Genomic DNA, 16,968 nt, shown 5'->3' with positions numbered 1-16,968 from the left:
AAGCGGCGCGCCCTACCACACAATTCCTGCTCAGCTGAAGTCGTTCTCGAGGAACGGCGTGCGCTTGACCGCCTGGTCGAGCGTCACGAGCGTTTCGAGCAGGTCGGCCATGCGGTTCAGCGGCACGGCGTTCGGGCCGTCGGACTTCGCCTGCGCGGGGTTCGGATGCGTCTCCATGAAGAGACCCGCCACACCCGTGGCGACGGCCGCGCGCGCCAGCACCGGCACGAATTCGCGCTGACCGCCCGAGCTCGTGCCCTGCCCGCCCGGCAACTGTACCGAATGGGTCACATCCATCACGACCGGCGCACCCGTCTCGCGCATGATAGCGAGCGAGCGCATGTCCGAGACGAGGTTGTTGTAACCGAACGAAACGCCGCGTTCGCAGGCGAGGAAGCGGTCTTCGGAAAGCCCTGCCTCACGCGCGGCTTCGCGAGCCTTGTCGATCACGTTCTTCATGTCGTGCGGCGCGAGGAACTGGCCTTTCTTGATGTTCACAGGCTTGCCCGAGCGCGCGCACGCGTGGATGAAGTCGGTCTGGCGGCACAGGAACGCGGGCGTTTGCAGCACGTCCACGACCGAAGCCACGGGCCCGATCTCTTCTTCCGTGTGCACGTCGGTCAGCACGGGCAAACCGAGCTGACGCTTCACTTCGGAAAGGATACGCAGGCCCTCGTCCATTCCGAGGCCGCGAAACGACTTGCCGCTCGAACGATTGGCCTTGTCGTAAGACGACTTGTAGATGAACGGAATACCGAGCTTCGACGTGATTTCCTTCAGGCGGCCCGCCGTGTCGATCGTCATCTGTTCCGATTCGACGACGCAAGTGCCTGCGATCAGGAAGAACGGCCTGGACAGACCTACCTCGAAACCGCACAGATTCATGCTTTCTCCTCGGCGCGCGCCTCATGGTGCGCGACTGCCGCTTCGACATACGCCTTGAAGAGCGGATGGCCGTCACGCGGCGTGGACGTGAATTCCGGGTGGAACTGGACGCCGACGAACCACGGGTGCATGTCGCGCGGCAGTTCCATCATTTCCGGCAGATCTTCGGTCGGCGTGCGGGCGCTGATGATAAGGCCGCCGGCTTCGAGCTTGGGCACGTAGCCGTTATTGACTTCATAACGGTGACGGTGACGCTCGTTCACGTCCTTGCCATAGATTTCTGCCGCGAGCGTACCGGGCTTGATCGGGCAGCGCTGCGAACCGAGGCGCATCGTGCCGCCGAGGTCCGAGTCTTCGCTGCGCTTCTCGACCTTGCCTTCGCGGTCGGCCCATTCGGTGATGAGCGCGACGACGCGGTCGGGCGTGTCCGGATCGAATTCCGTGCTGTTCGCGTGCTTCAGGCCCACCACGTCGCGCGCGAATTCGATCACGGCCAGCTGCATGCCGAGGCAGATGCCGAGGTACGGCACCTTCGCTTCGCGAGCGTACTGGATGGCCTTGATCTTGCCTTCGGTGCCGCGACGGCCGAAACCGCCCGGCACGAGGATCGCATCGAGATGCTTGAGGCTCTCGACCCCCTCTTCGTCGATCTGCTCGGAATCGATGTACTCGATGTTCACCTTCGCCGAGGTCTTGATCGACGCGTGGCGCAGCGCCTCGATGAGCGACTTGTACGACTCGGTCAGGTCGACGTACTTGCCGACCATGCCGATCGTGACTTCGTGCTTCGGTTGCTCGAGCTTCTCGACCATTTCCGCCCAGATGGACAGATCGGCAGGCTTGGCCGAGAGCTTCAGCTCGTCGCAGACGATCGAGTCGAGGCCCTGGTCGTGCAGCATCTGCGGGATCTTGTAGATGCTGTCGGCGTCCCACACCGAGATCACGGCGTCTTCGGGCACGTTCGAGAACATCGAGATCTTCGCGCGCTCGTCGTCGGGAATGCGGCGGTCGGCACGGCACAGCAGCACGTTCGGATAGATACCGATTTCGCGCAGCTTCTGCACGCTGTGCTGCGTAGGCTTGGTCTTGAGCTCACCCGCCGTGGCGATGAACGGCACGAGCGTGAGGTGCACGAAGCACGCACTGTTGCGGCCAAGGCGCAGGCTCATCTGCCGCGCAGCCTCGAGGAACGGCAGCGATTCGATGTCGCCCACCGTGCCGCCCACTTCGACGATCGCCACGTCCGGCTCGCCGCACGTCGCCGACGCGGCGCCGCGTTCGATGAACGCCTGGATTTCGTTGGTGATGTGCGGAATGACCTGCACGGTCTTGCCGAGATAGTCGCCGCGGCGTTCCTTGCGGATCACCGATTCGTAGATCTGGCCCGTGGTGAAGTTGTTGGCCTTGCGCATCTTCGTGGTGATGAAGCGCTCGTAGTGGCCGAGGTCGAGGTCGGTTTCCGCTCCGTCTTCCGTCACGAACACTTCGCCGTGCTGAAACGGGCTCATCGTGCCGGGGTCGACGTTGATGTAGGGATCGAGCTTGAGGAGGGTGACTTTCAGACCGCGCGATTCGAGGATCGCGGCGAGGGAGGCGGCGGCAATACCCTTGCCAAGGGAGGAAACTACGCCGCCGGTGACGAAAACATATTTGGTCATCGCTGGATGCTCGCGGGAAAAACGGATTATACCTGAAAGCAAGGGCTAACCCTGAATTTTGAGCGAGCCGGATGCGGGTGGAACGCGCTGCCCGATGCGCTGCCCTGCGCGCTCCCCAGCCTCACAGGCAACCGCGCCGGAAAGCGATCGCTCAGGCTCCGTTTTCCATGGCGTAAAGCATGCGCTGCACCACGCGCGCAGTCTCGATCGGACGCTCCATGGGATACAGATGACTGCCCTCGATCCACTCGAAGCGCTCGCCTGCAATGCGCCGCGTTGCCGCCAGCCCGACCTGGCGGACTTCACGCGACTGCGTGCCCGCGACGAAGCCCACCGGCACCGGCGCCCCGTGCACGAGCCGCGCGCCGAGCGTGTGCGGCAGCGTGCGGTAGATCATGTATTCGGTGTCGCGGTCGAAGGCGAGCGTGCGTCCTCCGTCCACCGAGGTCTGAGGAATGCCGAAGTCGACATAGTCGGACAGCACACGCTCGTCCCAGCGCGCGAACGCCGCCTTCGAATGGAAATGCCGCCAGGCCTCGTCGCGGCTCGCCCAGTTCATGCGGCGCGTGCGCGTGGCGGCGGCCGGCGACAGGCGCTCGTCGAGGCCGGTCCACTGCGAGACCCGCAGCATGCTGCTGCGCCAGCCCGCGATCACCGGCGAATCGAGCATCACGACGCCCTTGACCCACTGCGGCTTTTTCAGCGCGGCCATCAGCGAAAGATAGCCGCCGAGCGAATGGCCGACGAGCCATACGGGCTCCTCGTAGGTGCGGCCAATGTCGTCGAGCAGTTGCTCGACGAGATGCGGCCAGTCGCGGGTGACGGGAAAGCGCGCGTCGTGTCCGATGCGCTCGATGTAGCGCAACTCATAGTTGTCGCCCAGTTCGGCGAAGAACGTGCGATACGTCGAGGCCGGAAAGCCGTTCGCGTGCGAGAAATGGATGACGTTTTTCAAAGGCGGCGTGTCTCTCTATTTTGTTGATCTCGTTCGTCGTGCACGCTTTCGCTCACGCGGCGATCGGCCCGGCGCGTCAGTCCTGCGTCGGTGGTTCCATCCAGTAGCGCCGCTGCGTATCGCGAAAGCGCTCCACGGCGAGCGCGCCGGGCCGCGCCTCGACGCGCGCGGCGCCGTCGGCGTCGCTGCGCGCGAGCACGATCGGGCGGGGCGCGTAGCGCGCGTAGACGCCCGCATGCGGGTGATGAAAGCGGTTCAGATAGCCTACCTGAAATATCGCGACGAGCGGCCAGACAGAATCGAGGAACGGTTCAGTCGACGAGGTGCGGCTGCCGTGATGCGGCACGACGAGCACCTGTGCGCGCAGCCGCGCGGGGTCGCGCGCGATCAGCGTGCGCTCGACGCCCGCCTCGATGTCGGCGGCGATCAGCGCGGAAACCGCGCCCGCCTGTGTTTCGCGCGCGGCGCGCGCCGCCGTCGTCATCCGCAGGACGCAGCAATGCGCGTTGGGTTTGCCCGTGAGCGGCCCGGGGTCGGGCCAAAGCACTTCGAAGTCGACGCCGTCCCACTGCCAGCGCTGGCCCGCGGCGCACTGCACGGTCTGCGCGCCGTTGGCGCGCGCGCTCGCCCAGAGCGGATGCGTGGGCAGGACGCCGGCCACGAATGCCCCCACGTCAACGGCATCGAGCACGGCTTGCGCGCCGCCGGAATGGTCCGAATCGTCGTGGCTGATCATCAACGTGTCGAGACGCCCTATGCCGTGCGCCTGTAGATACGGCACGACGATCCGCTCGCCCGCCTGGGTCGATTCGGGCCCCGGGCCCGCGTCGAAGAGCAGGCGGTGACGGGCGGTTTCGACCAGCACCGACGTGCCCTGGCCGATGTCGAGCGCCGTGAGCCGGAACGAGCCCGGCGGCGGCCCCGTTGGCGCGGGCACCAGCAACGGCAGCCACGTGAACGGCGCAAGCCAGCGCAGCGGCCAGCCGCGCGGTGCAAGCCACCAGGCGACGCCCACCGCCGCGCAGGCGAGCGGCCACGCTCCGGGTTGAGGCACTCGTAGAACCGCCCACGGCAAGCTCCCAAGCGTGCTCAGCGATATGGCAAGCCAGTCGAAGCAGGTATGAGCCGCGCGCAGCGTAAAAGCATCGATCGGCGCGGGCAGCGCCGCGCTCCCGATGACCAGCGGCGTGACGAACATGCTCACCCAGGGAATCGCAAAAGCATTGGCGAACGGTCCGATCAGCGGTATTTGCGCGAACCAGCAGGCCGTGAGCGGCGCGAGCGCCAGCGTCACGGCCCATTGCACGCGAGCGCTATCGCCCAAGCGCGAGGCGATGCGCCGTATCGCCCCACGCCAGCCGCCTCGCGGAAAAGCCATGGGGACGAGACGCCGAAGCCAGCCGACGCGCGTAGCTGGCTCTGCAGTCGGCTCGACCCGGTCGCGCATCGGATCGATGTCGTCAGCGGAAAAATCCTGTGGCGCGTCCCGGTGCAAGCGCGGCACGCCGCTCGCCGCAAAGAGGATTGCCCCGACCGCGCAAAACGAGAGCCAGAATCCGGCTGCCGTCACCGCCCACGGTTCGCGCAGCAGCACAAGCCCGAGCGCCCACGCCAGCACGTGCGAACGCGCGACCTCGCGCCCGGCGAACAGCGCGAGCGCCACGACCGCCAGCATCCAGAGCGCACGCTGCACCGGCACGTTGAAGCCGGCGAGCGCGGCATAGACGCCCGCCGCGAGCAACGCGCCCGCCACGGCAACCTTTTGTGCAGGCACGAGGAGCGGCGCCTCGACACCGCGCCAGCGTGCGCGCCGCCACAGCGCGCCCGCGACCCACCCAGCGAGCCCCGCGACGAACGCGAGATGCAGCCCGGAAATCGCCACCAGATGGCTCGTGCCCGTATTGCGCATGAGACGCCAGTCCGCGTCGCTGACCGCGTCCTGCGCACCCGTGGCGAGCGCGATGACCACGCCGCGATGCGGCGCGTCGCCGAGCACCGCGTCGATGCGCGTGCGCAGCGTGGCGCGCGCCCGCTCGATGCGCACGCCGATGCCGGAAGCGTCGACGGACAGACGCACGGCATGCTCCGGATCGCTCACATAGCCGGTGGCGCGCACGCCGCGCGCGAGCAGCGCAGCTTCCGTGTCGCGCAGGCCGAAGTTGCCATTACCGTGCGGGCGTTTGAGCCGCACGGCAAAGCGCCAGCGCGCGCCGGGCATGAGCGGCGGCAGCGGCGCCTCGCGCGCCACCCAGGAGAGCTGGATCAATTGCGGCAACCGTGTGGCGGCTTGGCGCGCCTCTTTGTTCGCTTCCCACGACTCGACGCGAAAGAGAAAGCTCGCGCCGTTCGCGCCGTAAGAAGGCAAGCTGGAGAGATAGCCGGTGACGTGGAGATCGCGCGTCTGCCAGGCAGAGGGAAGCGCCTCTGCAAGCCTCGTTTCGGCACGCCAGGCCGCGTAGCCAAAACCCGCACATCCCGCCGCAAGCCACACCGCCGCCCAGCCGCTCGCCATGCGCCAGCGTCGTCCGTAAAACAGGCCGGACACGCGGCGAGCCGCTTCGTGAGAGTCATCCGCCGGCGCAGCGGCGCCGAGCGCCCAAACCGCCCACGCCGCCGCAAGCACGGTTGCCAGAACGAGCCCGACCCACGCGCCCCGCCCCGGCAATGCCGCCTGTCGCTGCAAGACAATCACGCCCAGCGCAAACCCGCACCAAATCGCCCGCATCCTGCCTCCTCGCAACGAGGGTGCCGAATGCACGGACTGCTTCAATCGCGCCGCGCCAAATGCATGTCGTGCACGCCACCCCGAAAACGATTATGCAGACGAAAGCGCGAGCCGCGGCAGCGCAACCGCAGCGTTAGCCGTCGTGCCAAGGGCGAGTTCCTCGGGACTCAAGCCCCGCAACCCCGCGAGCACGGTACCGATGCGCGGCACCTGGTCGGGCGTGTTGCGCTCGCGATAAAGCCAGGCGGGCGGGATATCCGGCGCATCGGTTTCCATGACGATGGCCTCGAGCGGCAACTGCTGCGCGAGCCTGCGGATCTGCAGCGCGCGCTCGAACGTCAGATTGCCGCCGAAGCCCAGATGCATCCCTTGATCGATGAACGCTCGCGCCTGCTGGAAGCTGCCGTTGAACGCATGCGCAATGCCGCTTGTCACGCCGTTGCGGCGCAGCCCCTTGAGCACCTGATCCTGCGACTTGCGCACATGGCAGATCGCCGGCAAGCCGAACTCGCGCGCAAGGCGCAACTGGGCATCGTAGAAGCGCTGCTGCCGGGCCTCGTCGAGGCCCGGCACGAAGTAATCGAGCCCGATCTCGCCGATGCCGACGAAGCACGGGTCGTCGAGACTCGCCTCGATCTCGTGGCGCAATACGTCAAGGTCGTCGTCACGCGCGTGCGGCGTATAGAGCGGATGGATGCCGAGCGCGTAGACCGCGCCCTCGGTGCCGTGCGCGAGCGCGCGAACCGTCGAGAAGTTCTCGCGCGCGACCGCCGGGATCACAATGCGCGACACGCCCGCCGCTTGTGCCGCCGACGCGACCGCGTCGCGGTCAGCGTCGAACTCGGCGGCGTCGAGATGGCAGTGCGTGTCGATCCACATGGCGCTCGCTCGCGTGAAGGCTCAGACCGGCACGACCGGTTCCTCGTGCAGCATGCCGTCGCGCAAACGCACGATGCGGTCGCAGCGCGCCGCAAGGTCGGGATCGTGCGTCACGATCACGAAGCTCGTATCGAACTGGTCGGAGAGTTCTAGCATCAGGTTGAAGACCGTATCGGCCGTCGCGCCGTCGAGGTTGCCCGTGGGCTCGTCGGCGAGCACGCAGGCGGGCTTCGTCACGAGCGCGCGTGCGATCGCCACGCGCTGGCGCTCGCCGCCCGACAGCTCGCCCGGCCGGTTGCGCGCGCGATGCGAGAGGCCCACGCGCTCGAGGATCTGCATTGCCTCGGCGCGTGCATCTTCCTGCGTCATGCGGCGAATGCGCAGCGGCATCGCTACGTTGTCGAGCGCCGAAAACTCCGGCAGCAGATGGTGGAACTGATAGACGAAGCCCAGCGCGCGATTGCGCAGCTCGTTGCGCTCGCGCTCGGACAGCTCGGTGAACGGCTTGCCGAGCACCGAGACCTTGCCCGCGCCCGGCTCGTCGAGTCCGCCGAGCACATGCAGCAGCGTGCTCTTGCCTGAGCCCGACGCGCCCACCACGGCGAGCTTCTCGCCGCGCTTCACTTTCAGATCGGTGTCGTGCAGCACCTGCACTGCAAGCGGGCCCTGGCCAAACACCTTCGAGACGCCGTGCGCTTCGAGCACGTACGGATAGTCGCCCGCCGAGGCGATCAGCGATTGACGGTCATTCATAGCGCAGCGCCTCCGCGGGACGAACCTTGGCCGCGCGCCAGCTCGGATAGAGCGTGGCGAGCGCGGACAGCACGAAGGCGATCACGCCAATGCGGATCACGTCGGAGGCCACGAGTTCCGAAGGCAGTTCGCTGATGAAATACACCGAAGGCGGCAGGAACTGAATGCCGAGCAGATGCTCGATCGCCGGCACGCTCCATGGAATGCTCCACGCGATCAGGCAACCGAGCGCGATGCCGATGGCGGTGCCCACGAAGCCGATCGTCACGCCCTGCACGACGAAGATCTTCATGATCGAGCGCGGCTGCGCGCCGAGCGTGCGCAGGATCGCGATATCGGCCTGCTTGTTGGTGACGGTCATGACGAGAGACGAAACGAGATTGAACGCCGCCACCGCGATGATGAGCGTGAGAATGATGAACATCATGCGTTTTTCGATCTGCACGGCCGAGAACCAGGTCTTGTTCTGCTGCGTCCAGTCGCGGATATAGAGGTCGCCCGAGAGCGTATGCACGAGCTGGCGCGCCACCGCCGGCGCGCGCTGCATGTCCTTCAGGCGCAGGCGCACGCCGCTTGGCGCGCCGAGGCGATAGAGCACTTGCGCGTCGTGGATGTTGGTGAGCGCGAGCGTGCTGTCGTACTCGTAATGGCCCGATTCGAACACGCCCACCACCGTGAACTGCTTCAGCCGCGGCAGCATGCCGGCCGGCGTGATCGAGCCCTCGGGCGCGACGAGCGTGACCTTGTCGCCCACCGTCACACCGAGGTTCACCGCGAGATCCGCGCCAAGCACGATGCCGAAGCTGCCCGGCGTGAGGTCGTTCAGGCTGCCCGCCTTCATTTCCTTGCCGATGTCCGAAACCTGCGGCTCCTCGGAAGGCTCGATGCCGCGCAGCGCGACGCCGTTCACGCTGTCGCCGCGCGTGAGCAGCGCCTGGGCGTCGACGTAAGGCGCCGCACCGATGACTTCGGGATTGGTTTTCGCTTCCTTCGCAGTGAGCTGCCAGTCCGGCATCGTGCCCGTGGGCGAAAAGATCTCGATGTGCGCGAGCACGGAGAGCATGCGGTCGCGCACGTCGCGCTGGAAACCGTTCATCACCGAGAGCACGACGATCAGCGCCGCGACGCCGAGCGCGATGCCCGACATCGAGATGAGCGCGATGAACGAGATGAACCCGTTGCCGGTCGTGCGTTTACCGGCGCGGGTGTAGCGCCAGCCTATCTGCCATTCGTAGGGAAGTTTCAAGCGAATCCTTTTGCGTCTTCGTTGCGCTCCGGCGCCGTATTGACCCTGGGGCCAGTGCGCCGGATGCGCCGGAGAATATCGTGCCGGGTTGGGCGGCGATCAACCGCGAAGTTTGCCACACTGGCGACCCTCCACGGACATTCGACGGGGTTTGCGCGAACTTTCACGCCTGAGAACCGCTCCGCCGGGGGGGCGTTTGCCCGCTCTCTCCTTCGAGCCACATTTCGTCCACAAGTGCCGCTGCACGCGAATAACGAAGGCAGCGCAAAGCCGGTGCGGCACGCCCGGGGGCGGCCCGGCGTGCGCAGCGCCGAAGTACAATGCGCACCATCATGCCCGCCGACCGACTCCATCTCCTTGTCCCCTTTGCCTTGCCATCCGCGGCGGCCGCCTCCACCGCGCTCGCGGGCCTCGAATACCCGGCGCTCGCGAAACTGGTTGCGCGCGCGACGCTCGGCGAGCAGGTGATCGGCGAGGACTTCCAGCGCACGCTGCCGCACGAGCGCTGGGTTGCGCGCCAGTTCGGCGCGCTCGGTACCGCGAGCGCGAGCGGCGCAAAGCCCGCGCCGGCCGCCGACGACGAGGCGCCGCTTGCGCCCTACATGCTGCTCGCCGACGGCGGCACGCCCGGGAACGCCACCTGGGCGTGCGTGCAGCCCGTGCACGTGCGCATCGCGCACGATCATCTGGTGCTGATCGACCCTGCCTCGCTCGAACTCGCCGATAACGACGCCGCGACGCTCTACACCGTCGCCCGCCCGCTGATCGAAGAACTGGGCGTGCGCATCGAGGCGCCGACGCCGCAGCGCTGGTATCTCTCCTCGGAAGCGTTCGGCACGCTCGCGGGGGCGTCGCCCTTGCGCGCGAGCGGCCGCAACATCGAGATCTGGCTGCCGCACGAGGCCCATTCGGGCCAGCGCTCGCGCGCCTGGATGAAGGTGCAGAACGAAGTGCAGATGGCGTGGTTCGAGCATCCGGTGAACGAGGCACGCGAGGCGCGCGGTCTGCCCGCCGTCAATTCGATCTGGTTTCACGCCCAGGGCGTGCTGCGCACCGTCACGAGCCCCTATGCGCGCGTGCGCTCCGATGCGGCTGCCACGCGCGGCCTGGCGCTCGCCGCGAAGGCGGAAGTCGGCGCCGCGCCCGCGACCTTCGCCGCGCTTGCAGCCTCGCTCGGCAACAGCACGGTCACCGGCGCGACGCTCGTCGAGCTCGATCCGTTCTCGGCGGCCTTCATCCAGCAGGACTGGGGCCGCTGGAACGCCGCGTTCGCGCAACTGGAGCGCGACTGGTTCGCGCCCGCGCTCGCCGCGCTGCAAACGGGTGCGCTCGCCGCGCTCGACCTCACGCTGTGCGGCGACACCGGCTCGGTCACGCTCTCCGTCACGCGCGGCGATTTGCGCAAGTTCTGGCGACGCCGCCTGTTCGCGTCGCTCTTTATCGAATGATTCCCGAATGACCTCTTTCTTCCGCCGCCCCGCATGACCCGAATCGTCACCCGCGCCTGCTCGCCCGCCGACACCGAAGCGCTCGTGCGCCACGGCCTGCATCCGGTGCTCGCGCGCCTCTACGCCTCGCGCGGCATTTGCCAGCCCGACGAAATCGAAACCGGCCTTGCCCGCCTCATCCCGCCTACCGGGATGAAGGGCCTCGACGAGGCCGCCACGCTGCTCGCCGACGCGCTCGAAGCGGACTGCCGCATGCTCGTGGTCGCCGACTACGACTGCGACGGCGCGACGGCGTGCGCCGTGGCCGTGCGCGGCCTGCGCATGTTCGGCGCGCAGATCGACTATCTCGTGCCGAACCGCTTCGAGTATGGCTACGGCCTCACGCCCGAGATCGTCGCACTCGCCGCGCAGCGCAAGGGCGGACCGCCCGACGTCCTGATCACGGTGGACAACGGCATCGCCAGCGTGGAAGGCGTGGCGGCGGCCAACGAGCTCGGCATCGAGGTGCTCGTGACCGACCACCACCTGCCCGGCGACACGCTCCCCGACGCGCGCGCCATCGTCAATCCGAACCAGCCGGGCTGCGAGTTTCCGAGCAAGTGCATCGCGGGCGTGGGCGTGATGTTCTACACGCTGCTCGCGCTGCGCGCGGAATTGCGCAAGCGCGGCGCGTTCGGCGATGGAAACCCCGAGCCGCGCCTCGACGGCCTGCTCGATCTCGTCGCGCTCGGCACCGTCGCCGACGTCGTGAAGCTCGACTGCAATAACCGCGTGCTCGTCGCGCAGGGTTTGCAGCGCGTGCGCAACGGCCGCATGCAGCCGGGCATCGCCGCACTCTTTCGCGCCGCGGGCCGCGACGCGAAAAGCGCGTCGGGCTTCGACTTCGGCTTCGCGCTCGGCCCGCGCCTGAATGCGGCCGGCCGGCTCTCTGACATGTCGCTCGGCATCGAGTGCCTGACCACCGACGACGTGGGCCGCGCCTGGGAACTTGCACAGCAGCTCGACGGCATGAACCGCGAGCGCCGCGAGATCGAAGCCGGCATGCAGCAGCAGGCGCTCGCCGATCTCGCCGATATCGATCCGCAAGGCAAGGCCACGCTCACGCTCTTTAACGAAGGCTGGCACCAGGGCGTGATCGGCATCGTCGCGGGGCGGCTCAAGGAGCGTTTTCACCGCCCCTCGTTCACGTTCGCCCCTGCCGACGAAGACGGCGCACTCGTGAAGGGCTCGGGCCGCTCGATCCCCGGTTTCCATCTGCGCGACGCGGTCGATCTGATCAGCAAGCGCGAGCCTGGACTGATCCAGAAGTTCGGCGGCCACGCCATGGCCGCGGGCATGACGATCGCCGCCGCCGACGTGCCGCGCTTCGCCGCCGCCTTCGAGCGCGTGGGCCGCGAATGGCTCACCGAAGAAGCGCTCGCGCGCACAGTCGAAACCGACGGCGACCTCGAAGACGCCTACTTCACGCCCGATTTCGTCGAGATGCTCGACGCCGCCGTGTGGGGCCAGGGCTTCCCGGCGCCCGTGTTTTCGGGGGAATTCGAGGTGGCCTCGCAGGCGCTCGTGAAGGACAAGCACCTCAAGCTGCAACTGCTGCGCGGACGCCAGCGCTTCAACGCAATCTGGTTCAACCACACGGAGTCGCTGCCGCAGCGCACGACGGTCGCCTACCGGCTCGTGCGCGACACCTGGAACGGCGTGTCGCGCGTGCAACTCGTGGTGGAGCACGCTGCGCTCTGAACCTGCCTTGAACTGCACGTTGCGCTGAAAAGCGCGGGCCGCCCGAACAGCCCGCGCCGCCCTTGATCCGGGCCCAATCGGCTATAATTCAATGTTTTACACGCCGGATCACGATACAAATGGAAGCGGAACGTCTCAACGCGATCGAAGCCCTTTTGGCGGACCTGCGCACGCGCGCGGGCGAGCTACGGGGGTATCTTTGACTACGACGTAAAAGCCCGACGGCTCGTCGAAGTCAACAGCGAACTCGAAGACCCCAACGTCTGGAACGACTCCAAACACGCCCAGGGTCTCGGCAAGGAAAAGAAGCTGCTCGAGGGCGTGGTGCACGTGCTCGACGGCATCGAGAACGACACGCGCGACACCCAGGATCTGTTCGAGATGGCGCGCGAAGAAGGCGATGAAGACACGCTCGTCGCCGTCGAAACCGACGCTCACGCAATCGAAGCGCGCGTCGCCGACGTCGAGTTCCGCCGCATGTTCGCGAATCCGGCCGACCCGAACAACGCGTTCATCGACATCCAGGCCGGCGCCGGCGGCACCGAGGCCTGCGACTGGGCGTCCATGCTGCTGCGCCAGTACGTGCGCTACTGCGAGCGCAAGGGCTTCAAGACCGAAGTGCTCGAAGAATCCGAAGGCGACGTGGCCGGCATCAAGAGCGCGACGATCAAGGTCGAAGGCGAATACGCCTACGGCTTCCTGCGTACCGAAACCGGCATTCACCGTCTCGTGCGCAAGTCGCCGTTCGACTCCTCGGGCGGTCGTCATACGTCGTTCTCGTCGGTGTTCGTGTATCCGGAAATCGACGACTCGTTCGAGATCGAAGTCAATCCGGCCGATCTGCGCATCGACACGTACCGCGCTTCGGGCGCGGGCGGTCAGCACATCAACAAGACCGACTCCGCCGTGCGTATCACGCACGTCCCGTCGGGCATCGTCGTGCAGTGCCAGAACGACCGCTCGCAGCACCGCAACCGCGCCGAAGCCATGGCCATGCTGAAATCGCGCCTGTACGAAGCCGAGATGCGCAAGCGCCAGTCGGAACAGGACAAGCTCGAAGCGGGCAAGTCGGACGTGGGCTGGGGTCACCAGATCCGCTCCTACGTGCTCGACAACAGCCGTATCAAGGATCTGCGCACCAACGTCGAAATCAGCAACACCAAGGCCGTGCTCGACGGCGATCTCGACGCCTTCATCAGCGCGAGCCTGAAACAGGGCGTGTAAGCTTGCCGCACGCCGCGGGCGCAGCAGTTCACCGCATGCCGCCCTCTCCTGCCGCGCCGCCCGCAACGACCGCGAGGCGCGCGACGCGCGGCAGGAACCGAAGTCCGCTTATCTGCGCGCGATGCGCGCCGTGTCCCGCGAAGGACCATGCCGGGGCCGCAGCCCCGAAAACTCGCCGAAACACCTGCGTATCCAAGAACTCCGAGCCATCATGACCGAACCGACCCAGCAGAACGCGCCCAGCGCCGCGCCCGAACTCGACGACAACCAGATCATCGCCGAGCGCCGCGAGAAACTGCGCGCGCTGCGCGAGGCAGGCGTTGCCTATCCGAACGACTTCCGCCCGACCCACCACGCCGCCGACCTGGCGCGCGACTACGCCGACACCGACAAGGACGCGCTCGAAGCGAACCCGCTCGAAGTGGCCATCGCCGGCCGCATGATGCTCAAGCGCGTGATGGGCAAGGCGAGCTTCGCCACGGTGCGCGACGGCTCGGGCCAGATCCAGTTCTTCATCACGCCCGCCGACGTGGGCGAGGCAACCTACGACGCGTTCAAGAAGTGGGACCTCGGTGACATCGTCGCGGCCAAAGGCGTGCTGTTCCGCACCAACAAGGGCGAGCTTTCGGTGCGCTGCACGGAACTGCGTCTGCTCTCGAAGGCGCTGCGTCCGCTGCCGGACAAGTTCCACGGCCTCTCCGACCAGGAAATGCGCTATCGCCAGCGCTATGTCGACCTGATCGTCACGCCGGAAGCGCGTCAGACGTTCCAGGCGCGCACCAAGGCGATTTCCTCCGTGCGCCGCTTCATGGCCGACGCGGGCTTCATGGAAGTCGAAACGCCGATGCTGCACCCGATCCCGGGCGGCGCGGCCGCGAAGCCGTTCGTCACGCACCACAACGCGCTCGACATGCAGATGTTCATGCGCATCGCGCCCGAGCTGTATCTCAAGCGCCTGATCGTAGGCGGCTTCGAGCGCGTGTTCGAGATCAACCGGAATTTCCGTAACGAAGGCGTTTCGCCGCGTCACAATCCGGAATTCACGATGATGGAGTTCTACGCCGCGTACACCGACTACGCATGGCTCATGGACTTCACCGAGCAGTTGATCCGCCAGGCCGCCATCGACGCGAGCGGCACCGCCGTGCTGACGTATCAGGGCCGCGAACTCGACCTCTCGAAGCCGTTCCATCGCTTGACGATTCAGCAGGCGATCCAGAAGTACGCGCCGCAATACACGAACGAGCAGCTTGCCGACGCCGCCTTCCTGCGTACGGAACTCAGGAAGTTCGGCGTGGACACGAACCAGCCGGCGTTCCTGAACGCGGGCGTGGGCTCGCTCCAGCTGGCGCTCTTCGAAGAGACGGCCGAGTCGCAGCTGTGGGAGCCGACCTACATCATCGACTACCCGGTCGAAGTCTCGCCGCTCGCGCGCGCCTCGGACACGCTGCCGGGCATCACCGAGCGCTTCGAGCTCTTCATCACGGGCCGCGAGATCGCCAACGGCTTCTCGGAGCTCAACGATCCGGAAGACCAGGCCGCGCGCTTCAAGAAGCAAGTCGAGCAGAAGGACGCCGGCGACGAGGAAGCGATGTTCTACGACGCCGACTACATCCGCGCGCTCGAATACGGCATGCCTCCGACGGGCGGCTGCGGCATCGGCATCGACCGTCTGATCATGCTGCTCACGGACAGCGCAAGCATCCGCGACGTGATCCTCTTCCCGCACCTGCGTCGCGAAGACTAAGCGGAAGATTGCCTGACACGACGGGGCGCATGCGGTTCACGCCGTATGCGCCCCGTTTCTTTCGGGCCTCTGAGCACGCACGTTTGTAACCATCGGTAAAATCTGCCGACTAGCGCAGCGGCTGGGACGGGTACCCCAATTGCGCCAGGGTCGAAAACCGCGCTGAGCAACGCTGCGCGACGACCGCGCCCTCGGCGTCTGCGCGCGCTCACCGCGCGGGGTTACAAATTGAAACGCCCACCGACCTGGATTGGCTCAAACTGGGTCTCACACGAGAGCCAACTCTGCCAAAGACGGAGCCTGTCATGAACACCACCGATTCGACCACACCGAAACGCCGCCTCCATCCGCTGATCGCAACCGCGGCGGCAGCCGTCATCGTCGCGAGCCTGGCGGCCACCGCAGCCATCACCGGCGTTTTTCCGAAGGCTTCCAGCACCGCCGAACAGAGCGCCCAGGTTCAGACGGGGCAGACGGCCATGAAGACCTCACAGCCGCCGGTCGTCGACTCGACGAAGCCGGTCCAGGCCTCGCAATATGCGCAGAACGAGCAGAATGCGCCCGCCGAACCGCAGCCGGCCCCGGCACAGGCTCAACAGCAGGCGGCCGTGCCCGTCGCCCCGGCGCAGCAGTACGGTCAACAGCCCGGCCAGCCGCCGCAGCCGGCGCAGCAGCAATACGCGCAGGAAGCGCCGCCCGCGCAGCCCGCATGCTCGACGTGCGGCACGGTCGTCGCGATTTCCGAGGTCAAGCATGAAGGCCACGGCACCGGTATCGGCGCGGTAGGCGGCGCGGTGGCGGGTGGCGTGGTCGGCAACCAGTTCGGCTCGGGCAACGGCCGCACGGCCATGACGCTGCTCGGCGCACTGGGCGGCGGTTTCGCAGGCAACTCGGTCGAAAAACACCTGCGCAGCACGACGAGTTATTCGGTGCGCGTGCGCATGGAGAACGGCAAGACGCGCTACTTCACGTACCACGAGGCGCCGCCGTTCCAGCAAGGCGAGCGCGTGCGTGTGGAGAACGGCACGCTGGTCGCGGGTTGAACGCGCTGAAGCGGGCGCTGCGATAAAAAAGGCGATTTGCCGTCATGGCAAATCGCCTTTTTCTCGTCTCTTTGCCGGGCGTGCCGGAAATCAGTAGTCCGCGTCTTCGATCCACGCGGCCTGGATCGCTTCGAGAATCTTCTCGTTCGAGCGCTCGGGGTCGTCGTCGAAACCGTCGAGCTGGGTGATCCAGCGGTGCAGATCGGTGAAGCGCACGTATTGCGGATCCACTTCGGGATGGGTATCCGTCAAGGCCATCGCGATGTCTTGCGTATCGGTCCATTTCATGGCTGCGCACTCCTCCTGGTGTTCAGTGGCTCAGTGGTTTTCCTTCGCGTGGTTGATCGAGTAACGCGGAATCTCGACCACCAGGTCGTCGTTCTCGGGCACGATGGCCTGACACGACAGCCGCGACGTCGGCTCGAGGCCCCACGCCTTGTCGAGGAGATCGTCTTCGTCTTCCTCGGACGGCACGAGTGCATCGAAACCTTCGCGCACGATCACGTGACAAGTCGTGCAGGCGCACGACTTTTCGCATGCGTGCTCGATTTCGATGCCGTGTTCGAGCAGTGCGTCGCACACGCTCTCGCCCGGCCTGGCGTCGATGACCGCGCCTTCAGGGCACAGTTCGACATGGGGCAGCACCACGATTTGAGGCATTGTGA

Annotated in this window: 14 protein-coding genes; 5 read left to right on the top strand and 9 right to left on the bottom strand. The window is 66.6% G+C overall.

Going from position 1 to position 16,968, the window contains the following annotated elements; genetic code table 11:
- Window positions 1–30: 30 nt before the first annotated feature.
- From kdsA to C7411_RS06910, 7 genes are all read right to left on the bottom strand, one after another.
- The gene (gene kdsA, locus C7411_RS06940; protein ID WP_110383975.1) at window positions 31–885 is read right to left on the bottom strand and encodes a 3-deoxy-8-phosphooctulonate synthase; all 855 of its coding nucleotides are present in this window, start codon (window positions 883–885) and stop codon (window positions 31–33) included.
- The gene (locus tag C7411_RS06935) at window positions 882–2,543 is read right to left on the bottom strand and encodes a CTP synthase (protein WP_110383974.1); all 1,662 of its coding nucleotides are present in this window, start codon (window positions 2,541–2,543) and stop codon (window positions 882–884) included. Before C7411_RS06935 ends, kdsA begins: the two co-directional genes overlap by 4 nt.
- A 151-nt stretch (window positions 2,544–2,694) precedes the next feature.
- Window positions 2,695–3,498: an alpha/beta fold hydrolase gene (locus C7411_RS06930; RefSeq protein WP_110383973.1), complete on the bottom strand. Its 804-nt coding sequence runs from the start codon at window positions 3,496–3,498 to the stop codon at window positions 2,695–2,697.
- Between the two features lie 76 nt (window positions 3,499–3,574).
- Window positions 3,575–6,223 carry a ComEC/Rec2 family competence protein gene (locus C7411_RS06925; RefSeq protein WP_110383972.1) on the bottom strand — a complete coding sequence of 883 codons (2,649 nt, stop codon included), beginning with the start codon at window positions 6,221–6,223 and terminating at the stop codon, window positions 3,575–3,577.
- A gap of 90 nt (window positions 6,224–6,313) precedes the next feature.
- Window positions 6,314–7,102, bottom strand: coding sequence for a TatD family hydrolase (locus tag C7411_RS06920; RefSeq protein WP_110383971.1), 789 nt, complete (start codon window positions 7,100–7,102; stop codon window positions 6,314–6,316).
- Window positions 7,103–7,123: 21 nt separating this feature from the next.
- On the bottom strand, window positions 7,124–7,855 hold the full coding sequence (gene lolD / locus C7411_RS06915; protein WP_110383970.1) for a lipoprotein-releasing ABC transporter ATP-binding protein LolD: 732 nt from the start codon (window positions 7,853–7,855) through the stop codon (window positions 7,124–7,126).
- Window positions 7,848–9,101 (bottom strand): lipoprotein-releasing ABC transporter permease subunit, encoded by a 1,254-nt coding sequence (locus C7411_RS06910; protein WP_110383969.1) that lies wholly within the window; start codon window positions 9,099–9,101, stop codon window positions 7,848–7,850. Before C7411_RS06910 ends, lolD begins: the two co-directional genes overlap by 8 nt.
- A gap of 320 nt (window positions 9,102–9,421) precedes the next feature.
- On the opposite strand from C7411_RS06910, the gene C7411_RS06905 reads away from it, so the two are divergent.
- The 5 genes from C7411_RS06905 to C7411_RS06885 all read left to right on the top strand — a co-directional run bounded on the left by C7411_RS06905 (window position 9,422) and on the right by C7411_RS06885 (window position 16,303).
- Window positions 9,422–10,549, top strand: a complete 1,128-nt coding sequence (locus C7411_RS06905; protein ID WP_181431319.1) for a regulator — start codon at window positions 9,422–9,424, stop codon at window positions 10,547–10,549.
- A 33-nt stretch (window positions 10,550–10,582) separates the two neighbouring features.
- Complete coding sequence (gene recJ, locus C7411_RS06900) at window positions 10,583–12,289, top strand: single-stranded-DNA-specific exonuclease RecJ (RefSeq protein WP_110383968.1); 1,707 nt, start codon at window positions 10,583–10,585, stop codon at window positions 12,287–12,289.
- A 119-nt stretch (window positions 12,290–12,408) separates the two neighbouring features.
- A protein-coding gene (prfB, locus tag C7411_RS06895; protein WP_110383967.1) for a peptide chain release factor 2 occupies window positions 12,409–13,513 on the top strand; the annotation gives its coding sequence in 2 pieces (ribosomal slippage) (window positions 12,409–12,489 and window positions 12,491–13,513; 1,104 coding nt in all).
- A 211-nt stretch (window positions 13,514–13,724) separates the two neighbouring features.
- On the top strand, window positions 13,725–15,260 hold the full coding sequence (lysS, locus tag C7411_RS06890) for a lysine--tRNA ligase (RefSeq protein ID WP_110383966.1): 1,536 nt from the start codon (window positions 13,725–13,727) through the stop codon (window positions 15,258–15,260).
- 305 nt (window positions 15,261–15,565) lie between these two features.
- On the top strand, window positions 15,566–16,303 hold the full coding sequence (locus tag C7411_RS06885; RefSeq protein WP_110383965.1) for a glycine zipper 2TM domain-containing protein: 738 nt from the start codon (window positions 15,566–15,568) through the stop codon (window positions 16,301–16,303).
- A 90-nt stretch (window positions 16,304–16,393) separates the two neighbouring features.
- Here the strand turns inward: C7411_RS06885 and iscX are convergent, their stop codons facing one another.
- Complete coding sequence (iscX, locus tag C7411_RS06880; RefSeq protein WP_028204168.1) at window positions 16,394–16,591, bottom strand: Fe-S cluster assembly protein IscX; 198 nt, start codon at window positions 16,589–16,591, stop codon at window positions 16,394–16,396.
- Between the two features lie 30 nt (window positions 16,592–16,621).
- Window positions 16,622–16,963, bottom strand: a complete 342-nt coding sequence (fdx, locus tag C7411_RS06875) for an ISC system 2Fe-2S type ferredoxin (RefSeq protein WP_110383964.1) — start codon at window positions 16,961–16,963, stop codon at window positions 16,622–16,624.
- Between the last annotated feature and the right edge of the window lie 5 nt (window positions 16,964–16,968).

The organism is Paraburkholderia silvatlantica (genome assembly GCF_003096715.1).
Lineage (GTDB): Bacteria > Pseudomonadota > Gammaproteobacteria > Burkholderiales > Burkholderiaceae > Paraburkholderia > Paraburkholderia silvatlantica.
This window is presented reverse-complemented; position numbering and strand designations above follow the sequence as displayed.